The organism is Pannonibacter sp. I15F10I1, from assembly GCF_900185665.1.
Lineage (GTDB): Bacteria > Pseudomonadota > Alphaproteobacteria > Rhizobiales > Stappiaceae > Pannonibacter > Pannonibacter indicus.
The window spans coordinates 30,940-46,783 of record NZ_FYAN01000017.1 but is presented as its reverse complement, the minus strand read 5'-3'; the positions used below and the strand labels follow the sequence as shown (position 1 = coordinate 46,783).

General features: G+C 64.3%; 13 protein-coding genes. 4 read left to right on the top strand and 9 right to left on the bottom strand.

All coding sequences use genetic code 11. The features are described from left to right. Positions 1–128: 128 nt before the first annotated feature. From ftsY to IF10I1_RS11930, 4 genes are all read right to left on the bottom strand, one after another. Positions 129–1,370 carry a signal recognition particle-docking protein FtsY gene (gene ftsY, locus IF10I1_RS11945; protein WP_186393126.1) on the bottom strand — a complete coding sequence of 414 codons (1,242 nt, stop codon included), beginning with the start codon at positions 1,368–1,370 and terminating at the stop codon, positions 129–131. 33 nt (positions 1,371–1,403) lie between these two features. After that, positions 1,404–2,672 carry a tRNA (N(6)-L-threonylcarbamoyladenosine(37)-C(2))-methylthiotransferase MtaB gene (gene mtaB, locus IF10I1_RS11940; RefSeq protein ID WP_186393125.1) on the bottom strand — a complete coding sequence of 423 codons (1,269 nt, stop codon included), beginning with the start codon at positions 2,670–2,672 and terminating at the stop codon, positions 1,404–1,406. Then, positions 2,669–3,589 (bottom strand): diaminopimelate epimerase, encoded by a 921-nt coding sequence (gene dapF / locus IF10I1_RS11935; protein WP_186393124.1) that lies wholly within the window; start codon positions 3,587–3,589, stop codon positions 2,669–2,671. The genes mtaB and dapF overlap by 4 nt, the downstream gene beginning before the upstream one ends. 146 nt (positions 3,590–3,735) lie before the next feature. Beyond that, entirely contained in the window at positions 3,736–4,278 is a 543-nt protein-coding gene (locus IF10I1_RS11930; protein WP_208977204.1) for a L,D-transpeptidase, read from the bottom strand. 192 nt (positions 4,279–4,470) lie between these two features. On the opposite strand from IF10I1_RS11930, the gene IF10I1_RS11925 reads away from it, so the two are divergent. Together IF10I1_RS11925 and IF10I1_RS11920 are read left to right on the top strand one after the other, a co-directional pair. Then, the gene (locus IF10I1_RS11925; RefSeq protein ID WP_050474100.1) at positions 4,471–5,154 is read left to right on the top strand and encodes a response regulator transcription factor; all 684 of its coding nucleotides are present in this window, start codon (positions 4,471–4,473) and stop codon (positions 5,152–5,154) included. Between the two features lie 67 nt (positions 5,155–5,221). After that, positions 5,222–5,680 (top strand): Crp/Fnr family transcriptional regulator, encoded by a 459-nt coding sequence (locus tag IF10I1_RS11920; protein ID WP_208977203.1) that lies wholly within the window; start codon positions 5,222–5,224, stop codon positions 5,678–5,680. Between the two features lie 3 nt (positions 5,681–5,683). Here the strand turns inward: IF10I1_RS11920 and IF10I1_RS11915 are convergent, their stop codons facing one another. The 4 genes from IF10I1_RS11915 to IF10I1_RS11900 form a co-directional block, all read right to left on the bottom strand. Then, a complete protein-coding gene (locus IF10I1_RS11915) occupies positions 5,684–6,574 on the bottom strand; it encodes a sulfite oxidase heme-binding subunit YedZ (RefSeq protein WP_186393121.1) in 891 nt (296 codons plus the stop codon). A gap of 161 nt (positions 6,575–6,735) precedes the next feature. Next, positions 6,736–7,341, bottom strand: coding sequence for a 3-isopropylmalate dehydratase small subunit (gene leuD / locus IF10I1_RS11910; protein ID WP_186393120.1), 606 nt, complete (start codon positions 7,339–7,341; stop codon positions 6,736–6,738). A 55-nt stretch (positions 7,342–7,396) separates the two neighbouring features. Further along, complete coding sequence (gene argC, locus IF10I1_RS11905; protein WP_186393119.1) at positions 7,397–8,347, bottom strand: N-acetyl-gamma-glutamyl-phosphate reductase; 951 nt, start codon at positions 8,345–8,347, stop codon at positions 7,397–7,399. 103 nt (positions 8,348–8,450) lie between these two features. Next, on the bottom strand, positions 8,451–9,020 hold the full coding sequence (locus IF10I1_RS11900; protein ID WP_122522624.1) for a peroxidase-related enzyme: 570 nt from the start codon (positions 9,018–9,020) through the stop codon (positions 8,451–8,453). A gap of 86 nt (positions 9,021–9,106) precedes the next feature. On the opposite strand from IF10I1_RS11900, the gene IF10I1_RS11895 reads away from it, so the two are divergent. Together IF10I1_RS11895 and gluQRS are read left to right on the top strand one after the other, a co-directional pair. Continuing rightward, positions 9,107–13,924 (top strand): NAD-glutamate dehydrogenase, encoded by a 4,818-nt coding sequence (locus IF10I1_RS11895; protein WP_122522626.1) that lies wholly within the window; start codon positions 9,107–9,109, stop codon positions 13,922–13,924. Between the two features lie 73 nt (positions 13,925–13,997). Then, positions 13,998–14,864, top strand: a complete 867-nt coding sequence (gene gluQRS, locus IF10I1_RS11890; RefSeq protein WP_186393118.1) for a tRNA glutamyl-Q(34) synthetase GluQRS — start codon at positions 13,998–14,000, stop codon at positions 14,862–14,864. Positions 14,865–14,866: 2 nt separating this feature from the next. Here gluQRS and IF10I1_RS11885 read toward each other — a convergent pair whose 3' ends face one another. Then, positions 14,867–15,832: an AEC family transporter gene (locus IF10I1_RS11885; RefSeq protein WP_058898480.1), complete on the bottom strand. Its 966-nt coding sequence runs from the start codon at positions 15,830–15,832 to the stop codon at positions 14,867–14,869. Positions 15,833–15,844 lie beyond the last annotated feature (12 nt).

Sequence of the window (15,844 nt, the reverse complement as noted above, 5' to 3'; positions counted from 1 at the left end):
CCTCTGCCCCCTGCCGGGGGCATCTCCCCCTCAAGGGGGGAGAGGAGTTGGTGCCCGGCTGGCAGTCCGATGTAGACACTTTCCCCCTGACGGGCAGAGGCCGTGCCGGAGCGGTCAAACTTCCGTCCTTACCGCGCCAGTCCGGCAATCGCCTCGGCGAAGTCTTCGGCTGAGAAGGGTTCGAGATCGTCGATGCCTTCGCCGACGCCGATGAAATGCACCGGCAGCTTGTGCCTTGCGGCGATGGCGACGAGGATGCCGCCGCGGGCGGTGCCGTCCAGCTTGGTCATGACGAGGCCGGTGACGCCGGCCACCTTGCCGAAGATTTCCACCTGGTTCATGGCGTTCTGGCCCGTGGTGGCGTCCAGCGTCAGGATCACGTCATGCGGGGCATCGGGGGTCTGCTTGCGGATGACGCGGACCACCTTTTCCAGTTCCGCCATCAGCTCGGCCTTGTTCTGCAGCCGGCCGGCGGTGTCGATCAGCAGCACGTCCACGCCCTTGTCCTTCGCTGCCTGCAGGGCATCAAAGGCAAGTCCGGCGGCATCTGCGCCGGCTTCCCGGGCCACCACTTCGGCGCCGGTGCGCTGGCCCCAGATCTTCAGCTGTTCGACAGCGGCGGCGCGGAACGTGTCGCCCGCCGCCAGCATCACCGTCTTGCCTTCGGCGGAGAGCTTGGCTGCCAGCTTGCCGATGGTCGTGGTCTTGCCGGTGCCGTTGACACCCACCATCAGCACCACATGCGGGCGGTGGCCCCGGTCAAGGTCCAGCGGTCGGGCGGCAGGCTCCAGCACCTTGCGCACTTCTTCTGCCAGAATTTTGCGGACTTCCTCCGGCGAGATTTCCTTGTCAAAGCGCCCTTCCGACAGGCGCTCCGTGATGGCGCCGGCCGTCTCGAGACCCAGATCCGCCTGAAGGAGAATGTCCTCCAGATCCTCCAGCATCCCCGCATCCAGCTTGCGCTTGGTGAAGATCGCCGAAATGCCTTCGGTCAGCGCCGAAGACGAGCGGGCGAGGCCCTTGCGCAGGCGCTGGAACCAGGACAGCTTTTCCTGCGGCTCAGTCATGGCAACCGGCGCAGGAACGGGGACGGGAGCGGAGGGCGCTGCCTCTTCCGCCGGCTCATCCTCAAGCTCATCCACCAGTTCGGGTTCTGTTGCGGCGGCTGCCTCAGGTTCCGGCTGTTCTGCGGGAAGCGCCGTCTCGATGGCCACTTCGGCAGCGGCTTCCGGCTCAGCCTCAGGGGCTGGTGCGGCGGTATCCTCGCCTGCCAGGATTTCCGTTTCCGGCTTCAGCTCTTCGGCAGCCGTGCCGGCGCTGTCCTTGCCGCCGAACAAACGGCCCAGAAAGCCGCGCTTCTTCTCGCTCATGAACCTGTCCTGCCGCTGAAGTCTGTCCCGCCCTCAGGCGGCCTGTGAAAGAAGCGCGCCGAGAAGATGGCGCCCGGTGTGGCCGGTGATGCGGGTTTCGATGATCTGCCCGGCCTCGCCGCCATCCACCTCGACCTGTGTGAACTGCTCGGTCCGCCCCAGCCCCTCGCGCTCCAGCAGAATGGGGCGCAGCAGGCCGACTTCGGCGCTGAGATGAGCCGCAAGCGCCGCCTCGCCCTTGAGGCGCAGCCGGGCGGCGCGTTCCTTGATGAGGCCCTTGGCCAGCTGCGGCATGCGCGCGGCCGGGGTGCTCGGACGGGGTGAGAAGGGGAAGACATGCAGATGCGTCAGCCCGCATTCATCGACGATGGCCAGCGTGTTGGCGAACATCTCTTCCGTCTCGGTCGGGAAACCGGCGATGATATCGGCACCAAAGACCACATCCGGGCGCAGGCGCCGCACCTCATCGCAGAAGCGGATGGTGTCGGCCCTCAGGTGCCGCCGCTTCATGCGCTTCAGGATCATGTCGTCGCCTGCCTGCAGCGACAGGTGGAAATGCGGCATCAGCCGTTCGTCTTCGGCAATGACGCGCATCAGCTCATCATCGGCCTCGATGGAATCAATGGATGACAGCCGCAGCCGCTTCAGCTCCGGCACCAGCTTCAGGATCTTGGCCACCAGCGTGCCAAGCCGCGGCGTGCCGGGAAGATCCGAGCCATAGGACGTGATGTCCACCCCGGTGATGACGATCTCGCGGTAGCCGTTTTCCACGAGGCGGCGCACCTGATCGACGACGACGCCCATGGGCACGGAGCGCGAATTGCCCCGGCCATAGGGAATGATGCAGAAGGTGCAGCGGTGGTCGCAGCCGTTCTGCACCTGCACGAAGGCGCGGGCACGGCCTTCCAGCCCGTCGATCAGGTGACCGGCGGTTTCGCGCACGCTCATGATGTCGTTGACGCGCACCTTCTCGCTGGCATCAAGGCCGAACTGGGCGATGCGGCCATAGGAGGCGCGCTCCAGCTTTTCCGAGTTGCCCAGAACCAGATCCACTTCCTCCATTTCGGAGAACTTGGCCGTTTCGGTCTGGGCGGCGCAGCCGGTGACGATGATCTTGGCTTCCGGATTGTCGCGGCGGGCCTTGCGCACCGCCTGCCGTGCCTGACGCACCGCTTCGGAGGTGACGGCGCAGGTGTTGATCAGGATGGCATCCTTGAGGCCCGCAGCTTCCGCCTCGCGCTTCATCACTTCCGATTCATAGGAATTCAGCCGGCAGCCGAAGGTGACGACATCAATGCTCACAGTGCGGTCTCCATGGCGGGGGCAGCGGCATCCAGCTCTGCATCCCCCGGTCCGGTGCGGGTGAAGGTCATGGCCTCGAAGTCCACTTCACCCTCGTATTCAACTTCAGTCATGCCGGTCATCAGCACGTGATTGTCGCTTTCGCGCCAGTTGATCGTCAGCGGCCCGCCCGGCAGATGCACGGTGGAAGTGCGGTCCGCGCGGTTGTCACGGGCAGCGGCCACGGCGACGGCACAGGCGCCGGTGCCGCAGGCGCGGGTGAGGCCTGCGCCACGCTCCCACACCCGCACGCGGATTTCCTTGCGGGAAATCACCTGCGCCAGCGAAATATTGGCCCCTTCCGGGAACAGCGGATGATGCTCCAGCAGCGGGCCGATGCGGCCAAGATCGTAGGCGTCCACATCGGACACCCAGAAGACCGCATGCGGATTGCCCATGCTGACCACGGCGGGCGTGTGCAGGATGGGATCATCAATCGGGCCGATCTGCAGTTCCACCGCACGGGTGTCGGCAAATTCCTCGGCGAGCGGGATTTCGGTCCAGCCGAAGCGCGGCTCGCCCATGTCGACGGTGATTGAGCGCGGGCTGTCTTCCGCCTTGCGGGCCAGCAGCAACCCGGCGCGGGTCTCGATGCTCACCGCATCAACGCCCTTTTCCTCCATCAGCAGGCGGCCGATGCAGCGGGTGGCGTTGCCGCAGGCAGAGACTTCCGATCCGTCGCAATTGTGAATGCGCATGAAGGCATCTGCGCCGGAGGGCGAGCGCTCGACGGTGATCATCTGGTCAAAGCCGATGCCGGACGTACGGTCCCCCAGCGCGGCAATTACCTCAGGGCTCAGCCGCAGCGGTGCCTCGCGGGCATCCCAGACAACGAAATCGTTGCCAAGGCCATTCATCTTCAAAAACGGTCTGCGCATCGGCGCTGTGCCTGTCAGGTTCTGCAAGCCGTGCTGCAGAAGGTTTGTGCCGGGAGGTCCAGGGTCAGCGGACCCCGTTTCCCCCTATATGGCGGAAATGGCGGCGGATTGCCAGAGTTTCGACCTGGTGCTTCGCCCAACAGGGCTTAACGGCGGATCTCCATCACCGCGCCGGGTCGCAGGGCCTTCAGCAGGCGGCGCATGTGAGGTTCTGCCACCGCCACGCAGCCCTCGGTCGGCGTGTAGCCGGGCCGGGCGAGGTGAAAGAAGATGGCGCTGCCCTTGCCTTTCACGGCGGGGCTCAGGTTGTAATCCAGCATCACAACGATGTCATAGACCCCGTCCTGCCGCCACATCTTCTCGTGGCTCGCGGCAAAGGGCAGGCGGACGGGGGCGTTGTAGCGCGGGTGGCGGGGGTCATCGCACCAGCCATCGTCCGGGCTCAGTGCCGTGACGGGCAGGGCCGTTTCCGGCCGCCGTCCCCGGTCGGGCCGGTAGAACACGTCCAGCACGGCAAAGCGGCCGATGGGCGTTGCGCCGTCGCCTTCGCGCTTGCGCAGCGTCAGCCCCCCTTTGCCGAGAGCGCAGGGCACGGTCAGGCTTCCCAGCGTCAGCGTGCCGCGTGAAGGATGGCCCGGCAGGGGACGCACGGTGAGCCGCTTGTCCGCAGAGGAGGCAGGAGAGGTCATGGTCAGTCCCGATTGCATAACGTACCGTTGATCCAGTGCCATCAACCGGATGTAAAGTGGATGTGAAGCAGAATTGACGGCAGAGACTAAAAATCACGATGATTTTTTCCCACCTATCCGTCATTGCATGAAAAGCACATAGGGGCCGCAACCGATCCGGCCCAAAATGCTGCAAGGGAACGAGGACTGCAAATGAACGCACGCACCATTCTCATCGTGGATGACGACAATGACCTGCGCGAGGCGCTGGTCGAGCAGTTCTCGCTCTATGACGAATTCACCACCCAGCAGGCCTCCACCGCCTCGGATGGCATTGCCGCAGCCAAGGCCGGGCAGGTTGATCTGCTGCTGATGGATGTGGGCCTGCCGGATCTCGACGGGCGCGAGGGGGTGAAGCTTCTGCGCAAGGCCGGGTTCAAGGCGCCTGTGATCATGCTCACCGGGCATGACACGGACAGCGACACGATCCTGGGCCTTGAGGCCGGGGCCAACGATTATGTGCCCAAGCCCTTCAAGTTCGCCGTGCTGCTCGCCCGGGTGCGCGCCCATCTGCGCCAGCATGAGCAGAGCGAGGACGCGACCTTCACCATCGGCCGCTATTCCTTCCGCCCCGCCGCCAAGCTGATGGTGGATGACCGTGGCAGCAAGGTGCGGCTGACGGAAAAGGAAACCTCGATCCTGAAATTCCTCTACCGGGCGGGCGAGCGGGCGGTAACCCGCGACGTGCTGCTGCATGAGGTCTGGGGCTATAATTCCGGCGTCACCACCCACACGCTGGAGACCCACATCTACCGTCTGCGGCAGAAAATCGAGCGTGACCCCTCCAATGCCGAGCTTCTGGTGACGGAAGCCGGTGGATATAAGCTTGTGCCGTGAGCCATTTGCGGCATAACACTGAGGCATGAGCCTCGTTCAGGACATCGCGATTCTTCGGCAGATTCCCATGTTGTCGGATTTTTCCGACGACCAGTTGCGCCTGCTTGCCTTCAGCGCCGAGGGCATGGACCTGATTTCCGGGTCCTTCGTCTTTGACGAGGGCGAGCGGGCCGACAGCGGCATCGTCATTGCCAAGGGCAATGTCAGCCTGCAGCGCAAGAGCACCCACGGCTTCATGGAAGTGGAAATGGCGGGTCCCGGCGTGCTGCTGGGCGAAACCGCCATGCTGGTGGAAACCCGCCGCCCGGCACGCGCCGTCTGCATCGGCCCGGTGCGCGTCATCCGCATCCGCCGTGCCCTGTTCAAGCGCATGGTGCAGGAGTTCCCCGAACTCGCCCGCCGCCTCTTCGACAGCTATGCCGCGCGTTTCCAGACCACCGTCGCCGGTCTCGCCCCCATCGGCGAGAAAATGGCCGAGCTGAACACCATCATGGATGAGCTGAAAGCCCGCCATAAGGGTGAATAATTTTCAGCGCTGCCGGCGCGCCGGTTGCGGCAGCAGCCTTGCGCTGATCAGCGGCAGAAGCGCCGTGATCAGGCCGGCCAGCACCACCCACCAGGACGGCCGGATTTGAGCGGGCATGGTGAAGAGCTGCCAGTTGAAATTGGCGAGGAACACCCGCTCCGCCGGAACGCCCGTGGCAAGGTGATACCAGAGATATTCGATGCCCGCCGTCCCAAGGCCAGCCAAGAGGCCAAGCCCCGCCAGCACCAGCGGTGAGGAAAGCGGCAGTTTCAGGCGTGCGGCCCCCCGGTAGATCATCACCAGCAGGAACAGCCCCGCCAGCAGGGTGGCCTGGCTCACATCTGATTTGGATTGCAGAAAATAATGAAAGGCGGCCAGCGCAGCCGCCGGATAGACCAGCTTGTGCAGCCTGTGCCAGCGTGGTCCCATGCGGCGGATGGCGCCATCGGTGGAGGTCACTCCCAGCGCCACGAGTGCCGCCAGCGCGGCAAAGCCGATGGTGAGATAGAAGCGCAGCACGATTTCCGATGTGACGCGCCACAGGTCAAGATTTTCGCGGATCACATAGAGCGTCAGATGGGCAAGGCCATAGGCCAGAGCCGTCAGGCCCAGCATGCGGCGGATGCCCGCCAGCTTGCCCCAGCCGGTGATGCGCCGCAGCGGCGAAACGGCCAGCGTTGCCACGAGAAAGCGCATGGCCCAGTCGCCGCTGACAAAGACGAGCTGGCGCGCCGGTTCCGGCTGCACCAGCCCCATGGCGGTGCGGGTGAGATACCAGAGCGCCGGAGCGATGGCGATGAGGAAGACCGCAAGCTTCAAACTCGAAAGGCGCCCCTGCCGGTCCGTCCAGGGCAGAAACGCCGCCACCGGGCGGAGGCCTGACACATTGTTCATTTCGTCAATCGCTCCGGAAAATCCTGATGCAGCCTTGTATCTCTTTACGAGGTGCCTGCGTTTCAGGATTTTTCAAGCCTGCGTGAAAGAGGCAGGGGCTGCAAGACAAAAGGCCGCCCTTGCGGACGGCCTTCCGGATCATCTTGCCATGCTGCGGGCGATTATGCCCAGGGGCGGCTTTCGGAGGTGGCGCCTTCGAAACGGTCGATCGACGGAGCCTTTTCCATGGTCAGGCCGATGTCGTCGAGGCCGTTCATCAGGCAGTGCTTGCGGAAGGGGTCGATCTCGAAGGAGATGACGCCGCCATCCGGGCCGCGGATTTCCTGGGCATCCAGATCCACCGTCAGGGTGGAGTTGGCGCCGCGCGAGGCGTCATCCAGCAGCTTGTCCAGCTCCTCGCGGGTAACGACGACCGGCAGGATGCCGTTCTTGAAGCAGTTGTTGTAGAAGATGTCGGCGAAGCTCGTGGAGATCACGCAGCGGATGCCGAAATCGAGCAGCGCCCAGGGGGCATGCTCACGCGAGGAGCCGCAGCCGAAGTTGTCGCCCGCCACAAGGATCGTCGCACCCTTGTAGGACGGCTTGTTCAGCACGAATTCGGTATTGTCCGAGCCATCCTCGTTGTAGCGCAGTTCCGAGAACAGCGCGGTGCCGAGGCCGGTGCGCTTGATTGTCTTCAGATACTGCTTCGGGATGATCATGTCGGTGTCGATGTTGATGATCGGCAGGGGCGCCGCAACACCGGTGAGGGAGGTGAACTTCTGCAAGGCGGTCTCTCCAAAGGCTCTCTGAATATGTTGTTGTTCTTGTGCCCTGCCGCGCTCAGGCGGCAAGGCTTTCTGCCGGGTCTGCGCCCAGCATGATGTTGAGGTTCTGGACGGCAGCGCCCGAGGCGCCCTTGCCCAGATTGTCATAGACGGCGATGACCACGGCCTGCGCGCGCGCGTCATTGGCAAAGACATAGACGCGCATCATGTTGGTGCCGTTGAGGGCCTGCGGGTTCAGCTCCGACGCCCTGTCGAGCGGCGACAGCGGCGCGACCTCGACAAAACCCTTCACCTGACCGGCAAAGTGATCGGCAATGGCGGCATGCAGCTCAGCGCCCGTGGGCACCTTCGGCAGGCGCGCCAGATTGAGCGGCACGCTGGTGATCATGCCCTTGTAGTAGTTGCCGACCGCCGGAACGAACAGCGGCGCATCGGCAAGGCCCGAATAGGTCTTCATCTCCGGCAGATGCTTGTGGCCAAGCGCCAGCCCATAGGGCAGGAACACGTTGGCCGCATCGCCCTGGGCCTCATAGTCGGCAATCATCGACTTGCCGCCGCCGGAATAGCCGGAGATGCCGTTGACCGTGACGGGGAAATCCGCCGGAACGAGCCCTGCGGCCACCAGCGGGCGCAGCGCGGCAATGACGCCCTGCGGCCAGCAGCCGGGATTGGTGACAAAGCGGGCGGCGGCAATCGCCGCGCTCTGGCCCTTGTCCATCTCGGCAAAGCCGTAGGTCCAGCCGTCCGCCACGCGATAGGCGGTGGAGGCGTCGATGACGCGGGTGGTGCCGTTGGTGATCAGCGACACGCTTTCCTTCGCTGCATCGTCGGGCAGGCAGAGGATGGCCACATCGGCGCTGTTCAGCATGTCCGCGCGGGCGGACATGTCCTTGCGCTGTTCCGGGGGGATGGACAGCAGCTCGATGTCGCGGCGCACGGCGAGGCGCTCGCGGATCTGCAGACCCGTCGTGCCGGCTTCGCCATCAATGAAAATCCGCGCCACCATTGCGCCCGCTCCCTCATTTGCAAGGACAGAAGAATGGAGCGGGTTTTACACACATTCCGCCAGCCTGTCACGGGCAAGCGGGGCCTGGCCGCCGTCCACGTTCTCAACGGGCCATTGAGTGATACTCATCATTCGGCCGCATCTCGGTGGCTGCGGCCATGCGGTTGGACATGTTGTAGAAGGCCGCAAGGGCGGCAATGTCCCAGATGTCCCGGTCGGTAAAGCCCGCATCTCTCAGCCCCTGCCGGTCGGCTTCCACCACTTCGGCGGGGCGTTCGGTCAAGAGTACGGCGAAGTCCAGCATGGCCCGCTGCTTTGCCGTCAGATCCGCAACCCGGTAATTCATCACCAGCATGTCGCCGAGCACCGGATCGCCGGACAGCTGGCGCACGGCGGCGCCATGGGCAGCGAGGCAATAGAAGCAGCGGTTCACGCTCGACACGGCCACGGCAATCATCTCCCGCTCCAGCTTGGAGAGGCTTGAGGGGCCCAGCATCAGATCGTTATACATGTCGGTGAAGGCGCGCAATTTTGTGTCGTTGAAGGCGTAGGCGCGCAGCACATTTGGAATAAATCCTATTTTTTCCTCACACTTTGCAAAGTATCCCTGCGTCGCTTCGCTCAACTCGCCTTCGACCGGCAAATTTAGCGCCATTACATCTTTGTTCGTCATTTTAGTGAATCCTCCCGAATGCCATTTTTTTAGCGGCATTGGCAGCCTAGCATGCCGCCGCTGATTCGCGGGTCAGGAGGACAGAGATGGCGCAAGCACGGGAAATCCAGAAGGCAAAGCTCATTGAAGAGGTGAGCAAAATTCTGACGTCAAAGGCGGAGACGGCAGGGGCCGGCCTCGCGGATTTTGCCGCTGAACTTTATCAGCAGGGCGCTGCAGAAGATCTTGTCGCCTACTCGGCGGACGAGTTGGCCGCTTTCGCGCGTGCCACGTTCCAGGACTTCAGGTCCCACCCGAGGGGCACCAGCCGCATCAGCGTGACGAACCCGTCCTTCAAGACCAAGGGCAAGATGGCCGGTGAGGTGACGGTCATCGAACTGGTCAATGACAACATGCCCTTCCTGGTGGATTCGGTCATGGCTGAGCTGCATGACAGCAAGCTGACCGTCCATCTGGTGCTGCACCCGATTTACAACGTGGAGCGCGGGGCGCAGGGCGAGCTTGTCTCCTTCAGCGGCCACAAGGGCGGCGCCGCGCGGGAAGACCATCAGGAAAGCGTGATCCATATCCACGTCAGCCGCATCGTCAATGAGGAGGCCCGCGCCGGGCTGGAGCAGCGCCTGACACGCATCATGGATGACGTGCGCGCTGCTGTTGCCGACTGGAAGGCCATGCGCAAGCGCCTGACCAAGGCGGTGAACACCTACAAGACCGCGCAGGCCGACGGCTCCAGCAACGAGCTGTGGGAAGCGATCCAGTTCCTTGAATGGATGGCCGATGACAATTTCATCTTCCTCGGCATGCGCGAATATACCTTTGACGGCGGCGCGGGCGAGGGCGAGCTGACGCCGATCGACAGCACCGGCCTCGGGCTTCTGGCCGATCCGGACATGCGCGTTCTGCGCCGCGGTGGTGAATTCGTGCAGATCACCCCGGAGATCCGCGAGTTCCTGATGCGCCCGGACCCGCTGATCATCGCCAAGGCCAATGTGAAGAGCCGTGTGCACCGGCGCGTCTACATGGACTATGTCGGCACCAAGATGTTTGACGCCGCCGGCAAGATGACCGGAGAGCTGCGCATCGTCGGCCTGTTTGCCTCCACCGCCTATAACGAGCCGACGGGCACGATCCCCTTCCTGCGGCGCAAGGTGAGCAGCGTTCTGGCCAAGGCGGGCTTTGATTCCGACAGCCACTCGGGCCGCGCCCTCACCAACGTGATGGAAACCTTCCCGCGGGACGAGTTGTTCCAGATCGATCACGAAACGCTTTACGACTTCGCCATGGCGATCCTGCAGCTGGATGAGCGCCCGCGCATCCGCGTGCTGGCCCGGCCGGAGAAGTTCGACCGTTACGTCTCGATCCTCTGCTACGTGCCGCGTGACCGCTACACCACGGAAGTGCGCCTCAACATCGGCACCTATTTTGCCCATGTCTTCGATGGCCACCTGTCCGCCTGGTATGTGACCTATCCGGAAGGCCCGATGGCTCGGGTGCATTTCATCATCGGCCGCTCCAGCGGCAAGACGCCTTCGGTGGCGCAGGACGAGCTGGAAAAGGCCGTCGCCTCCATCATCCGCACCTGGCCGGACGGGCTGATGGATGCCTTCAAGGAACACTTCAGCCCGGAAGTGGCCGAACGCCTGTCGGACCGCTATGCGCTCGCCTTCCACGGCGGCTACAAGGAAGTCTACAACGCGGAAAACGCGCTGGCGGACGTGCAGAAGATCGAGAGCCTGTCGGAGGGCCGCCAGGCGACGATCACCTTCTTCCGCAGCTCCGGCGCGCCGGATACGCGCCTGTCGCTGAAGGTGTTCCATCTGGAAGCTCCGATCCCGCTGTCGGCCCGCGTGCCGCTGCTGGAAAACATGGGCTTCAAGGTCATCAACGAGCGCACATACCGGATCACGCCGGCCGGAATGCCCTTCTGCTACCTGCATGAAATGACGCTGGAAGCGGCCAAGGGCGGCAGCATCGAGCTTTCGGCCGATCTGAAGGGCCGTCTCGAAGCCTTGTTCATGGCCGTGTGGCTGGGGCAGGCGGAAAGCGACGGCTACAACGCGCTGGTGCTGACGGCCGGCCTCGGCTGGCGCGATATTGCCATGGTGCGCGCCCTGTCGAAATACCTGCGCCAGGTGGGCATCCGTTATTCCGAAGACTACATGTGGACCACGCTCAACAACTACCCGGCCATTGCCGCCAAGCTGGTCGAGCTGTTCCATGTGCGCTTCAATCCGGCGCTCAGCGAGGCAGACCGCACGCTCAATGCGGCGCGGATCGAAAACGAGCTGTCGTCCGAGTTCGACGCGGTCGTCAGCCTGGATGATGACCGCATCCTGCGGCGCTTCCAGAATGTCATCGATGCCATCCTGCGCACCAACTTCTTCCAGCTGGATGCGGACGGAAAGCCGAAGCCGACCTTCGCCTTCAAGATCGATTCCCGCCGCATCGACGACATGCCGCAGCCCAAGCCCTTCCGGGAGATCTCGGTCTACAGCCCCCGTGTCGAGGGCGTGCATCTGCGCTTCGGCAAGGTGGCGCGCGGCGGCCTGCGCTGGTCCGACCGGCCGCAGGATTTCCGCACCGAAGTGCTGGGCCTTGTGAAGGCGCAGCAGGTGAAGAATGCGGTGATCGTGCCGGTTGGCTCCAAGGGCGGCTTCGTGCCCAAGCGTCTGCCTGTGGGCGGTGACCGTGAGGCGGTGTTCGCCGAAGGCACGGAAGCCTACAAGATCTTCGTCAGCTCGCTGCTGGACGTGACCGACAACCTCAAGGGCGACCAGATCCTGCCGCCGCTGGAAGTGGTGCGCCATGATGAGGATGATCCCTATCTAGTGGTGGCCGCCGACAAGGGCACGGCAACCTTCTCCGACACGGCCAACGGCATTTCGACGAGCCGGGATTTCTGGCTGGGCGATGCCTTCGCCTCGGGCGGTTCGGCCGGCTATGACCACAAGAAGATGGGCATCACCGCACGCGGCGCCTGGGAAGCGGTGAAGCGCCACTTCCGCGAAATGAACCGCGACATCCAGAGCGAGCCCTTCACCGTGGCGGGTGTGGGCGACATGTCGGGCGACGTCTTCGGCAACGGCATGCTGCTGTCGAAGGAAATCCGGCTGGTGGCCGCCTTCGATCACCGCGACATCTTCATTGATCCCACGCCGGATGCGGCCTCCAGTTTTGCCGAGCGCAAGCGCCTGTTCGACATGGGCCGCTCGTCCTGGGCGGACTATGACAAGAGCCTGATTTCCGCCGGGGGCGGCGTGTTCTCGCGCCAGCTGAAGTCCATTCCGCTCAGTGAGGAGGCCCAGCAGCTGCTTGGTATTCCGAGGGCCAAGGCCACGCCGCAGGAGGTGATGACCGCCATCCTGAAGCTCAACGTTGATCTGATGTGGTTCGGCGGCATCGGCACCTATATCCGCGCCAGCACGGAAACGGATGCGGATGCGGGCGACAAGGCCAACGACGCCATCCGCGTCACCGCGCGCGAGATCCGAGCCAAGGTCATCGGCGAGGGCGCAAACCTCGGCATGACCCAGCGCGCCCGGATCGAGTTCGGCCGCCGGGGCGGGCGCTCCAACTCGGACGCCATCGACAACTCCGCCGGCGTGAATTCGTCGGACATGGAAGTGAACATCAAGATCGCGCTGGGCGCGGCCGTCCAGTCGGGCAAGCTCGACATTCCCGCCCGCAACGTGCTTCTGGCGCAGATGACGGACGAGGTGGCGGAGCTGGTGCTGCGCAACAACTACCTGCAGTCCCTCGCCATCTCTATGACAGAACAGCGCGGGCTGGAGGACTTCGGCTATCAGGGCCGGATGATGCGCCAGCTGGAGCAGGCGGGCCATCTCGACCGGCAGGTGGAATTCCTGCCCGATGATGCCGCGCTTGCCGAGCTGGAAAAGGCCGGGCTGTTCCTCACCCGCGCCGAGCTTGGCGTGCTGCTGGCCTATGCCAAGATCACGCTCTACGACGCGCTGCTGGAAAGCGGCGTGCCGGATGACGATTATCTGGCGCGCGAACTTTTCCGCTACTTCCCGGACCAGATGGCGGACGCCTATGCCGAGGAAATCCGGGGCCACCGGCTGCGGCGGGAAATCATCGCCACGATGCTGGCCAACTCCATGGTCAACCGCTGCGGGCCGACCTTCATCACCCGCATCGCCGACCAGACGGGCGCCAGCGCTGCCGAGATTGCCTGCGGTTTCGTTGCCGTGCGCAACAGCTACGGCCTGACGGAGCTCAACGAGGAAATCGACGCGCTCGACACCAGGATCGACGGCAAGGTGCAGCTCGATCTTTATGCCGAGGTGCAGAACATGTTCCTGGATCAGGTCGTCTGGTTCCGCCGCCATGTCTCCTTCAAGGACGGTATTGCGGCGGTGGTAGAGCGGTTCCGGGCCGGGATTGACGCGATGCGGCCGCATCTGGAAAAGGCCGTCACGCCCGCACAGGCAGCGCTTCTGGCCGCCGCGGTGGAGGAGAACGTGTCCAAGGGTGTGCCGGAGCCGCTGGCCCGCCGCATCACCTGGCTGCCGGTGGAAGCAACCATTCCGGATATCGTGCTCATCGCCGGTGACACGGGTGCGGAACTGGATGCGGCTGCCTCCACCTTCTTCGAGGTGGCGGCGCATTTCGGTATTGCCGAAATGGCTATCCGGGCACGAAACCTGGTGGTCGCGGATTATTACGACGGGCTGGCGCTCGACCGGGCCCTGGCGACCCTCTCCGATGCGCACCGCCAGCTGACGGCGGCAGCGCTGAGGGCCGGTGGCTTTGCCCATTGGCTGGCCGGGCATGAGGCCATCGTTGCCCGCACCACCCGCTCGGTGGGCGAGATTCTGGAAGGCACGATCAGTGTCTCCAAGTTCTCGGTCGCTGCAAGCCTGCTCGCGGAAATCGCGCGCTAAGCTAAACTTCGCCGGTTCGGGCTATCTGCCCGGACCGGCTTTTCCCGGTTCGGCATCCCTGCCATAACGCGTCATGACCGCCGTTTTCCGCTTCGCGCCTTCCCCCAACGGGTATCTGCATCTGGGGCACGCCCTGTCGGCGCTGCTCAACCGGCAGCTTGCGCAAGCGGCGGGCGGGCGGATGCTGCTGCGGATCGAGGACATCGACACCGCCCGCTGCACGCCTGCGCTGGAAGCGGCGATGCTGGAGGATCTCCACTGGATCGGCTTTGCCTACGAAGAGCCGCCGCGCCGCCAGTCCGGGCATTTCGGCGAATATGCCGCAGCTCTTGCCCGGCTGCAGGGGATGGGGCTGATCTATGAGGCCTATCTGACCCGTGCCGAGATCCGGGGCTTCGTTGCAGAGACGGAGGCGCAGGGAAAACCCTGGCCGCGGGATCCGGACGGGGCGCCGCTCTATCCCGGCGATGCAGCCTTGCTGGATGAGGCGGAGATTGCCCGCCGCCGGGCATCCGGCGCGCCCTTTGCGCTCCGGCTCGACATGCGCAAGGCGGTGAGCCTTCTGACGGGGCCGTTGTTCTGGCAGGAAGAAGGGCAGGAAGGGCTGGGCCGCACGGTTGCGGCTGATCCGGCTGCCTGGGGCGATGTCATCCTTGCCCGCAAGGACACGCCGACGAGCTATCACCTTTCCGTCACGCTGGATGATGCCCTGCAAGGGGTGACGCATGTGGTGCGGGGGCAGGATCTGTTCCACGCCACTGCCGTGCACCGGCTGCTGCAGGTTTTGCTCGGCCTGCCGGAGCCGCGCTATCACCATCACCGGCTGATCCTGGGGGCGGACGGGCGCAAATTGTCGAAATCGGAAGGCCATACGGCCCTGCGGGAATTGCGCGCTGCCGGGTGGACGGTGGACGACGTGCGCCGCCGGATCGGCATCTGAAGTCAGATCAGTCCCAGCATGTCCAGCGCCAGCACCCACAGCCCGCAGGTGACGACGGCTGCGGCGGTGGTGAGGGTGATGGAATTGGCCGACATGGCGTGTCCCGTGCCGTAACGGGTGGCGAAGATGTAGACATTGACGCCGGTCGGGCAGGCGGCCGTCAGCGTCATGGCCGCTGTCCAGACCGGCGGCAGGGCGAAAACATAGGCACAGAGCACCAGCACGATGGCGGGCATCACCAGAACCTTCAGCACACTCAGGATGATGCCGGGGGCCAGATTGCCGCGGATGCCATAGAGCACCATGCTCATGCCCAGCGAGAACAGGGCGACGGGCAGGGCGGTGGAGGAGAGCCGGTTGATCACATCCGCCGGGATGCCCGTGAGCGGCAGGGAGAACACCCGCCACACCAGCGAGGCCAGGATGGCGATGACGATCGGGTTCGTCATCAGGCTGGCGAGGATCTTTTTCAGAAGTACCGGGAGTGACTGGGACCCGCCTGCGCCATCGGCGGCGGCCGCCCGCTCCATCAGCACGGCGATGACGATGGTCATCACCGGCAGATGCACGGAAATCAGCAGCACCAGCGGCAGCAGGCCATCCGGGCCCAGTACGGAAGACACGAGCGGAATGCCGACCATGACGGTGTTGGCAAAGGCGGCGGAAACGCCGGCTATCACACCAGCGCGCGAATCACGGGCGAAAATCTTGCGCACGATCAGCGTGGCGATGGCCCAGGTGAGGGCAACGCCGCTGAAATAGGCGGCCCACAGCGCCCAGGGAAAGCCGTGATCCATCGAGACCGTTGCCAGCGTCTTGAAGATGAGCGAGGGAATCGCCACCACGAAGACGAACTGGCCGAGCCCTTCGCCCACGGACTGGGACAGCAGGCCCGTGCGTGCTGCCAGATAGCCGAGCCCGACAAGCACGAAAACGGGGACAACGATGGTCAGGATCTGCTCGAACATGGCGGGTTCCAG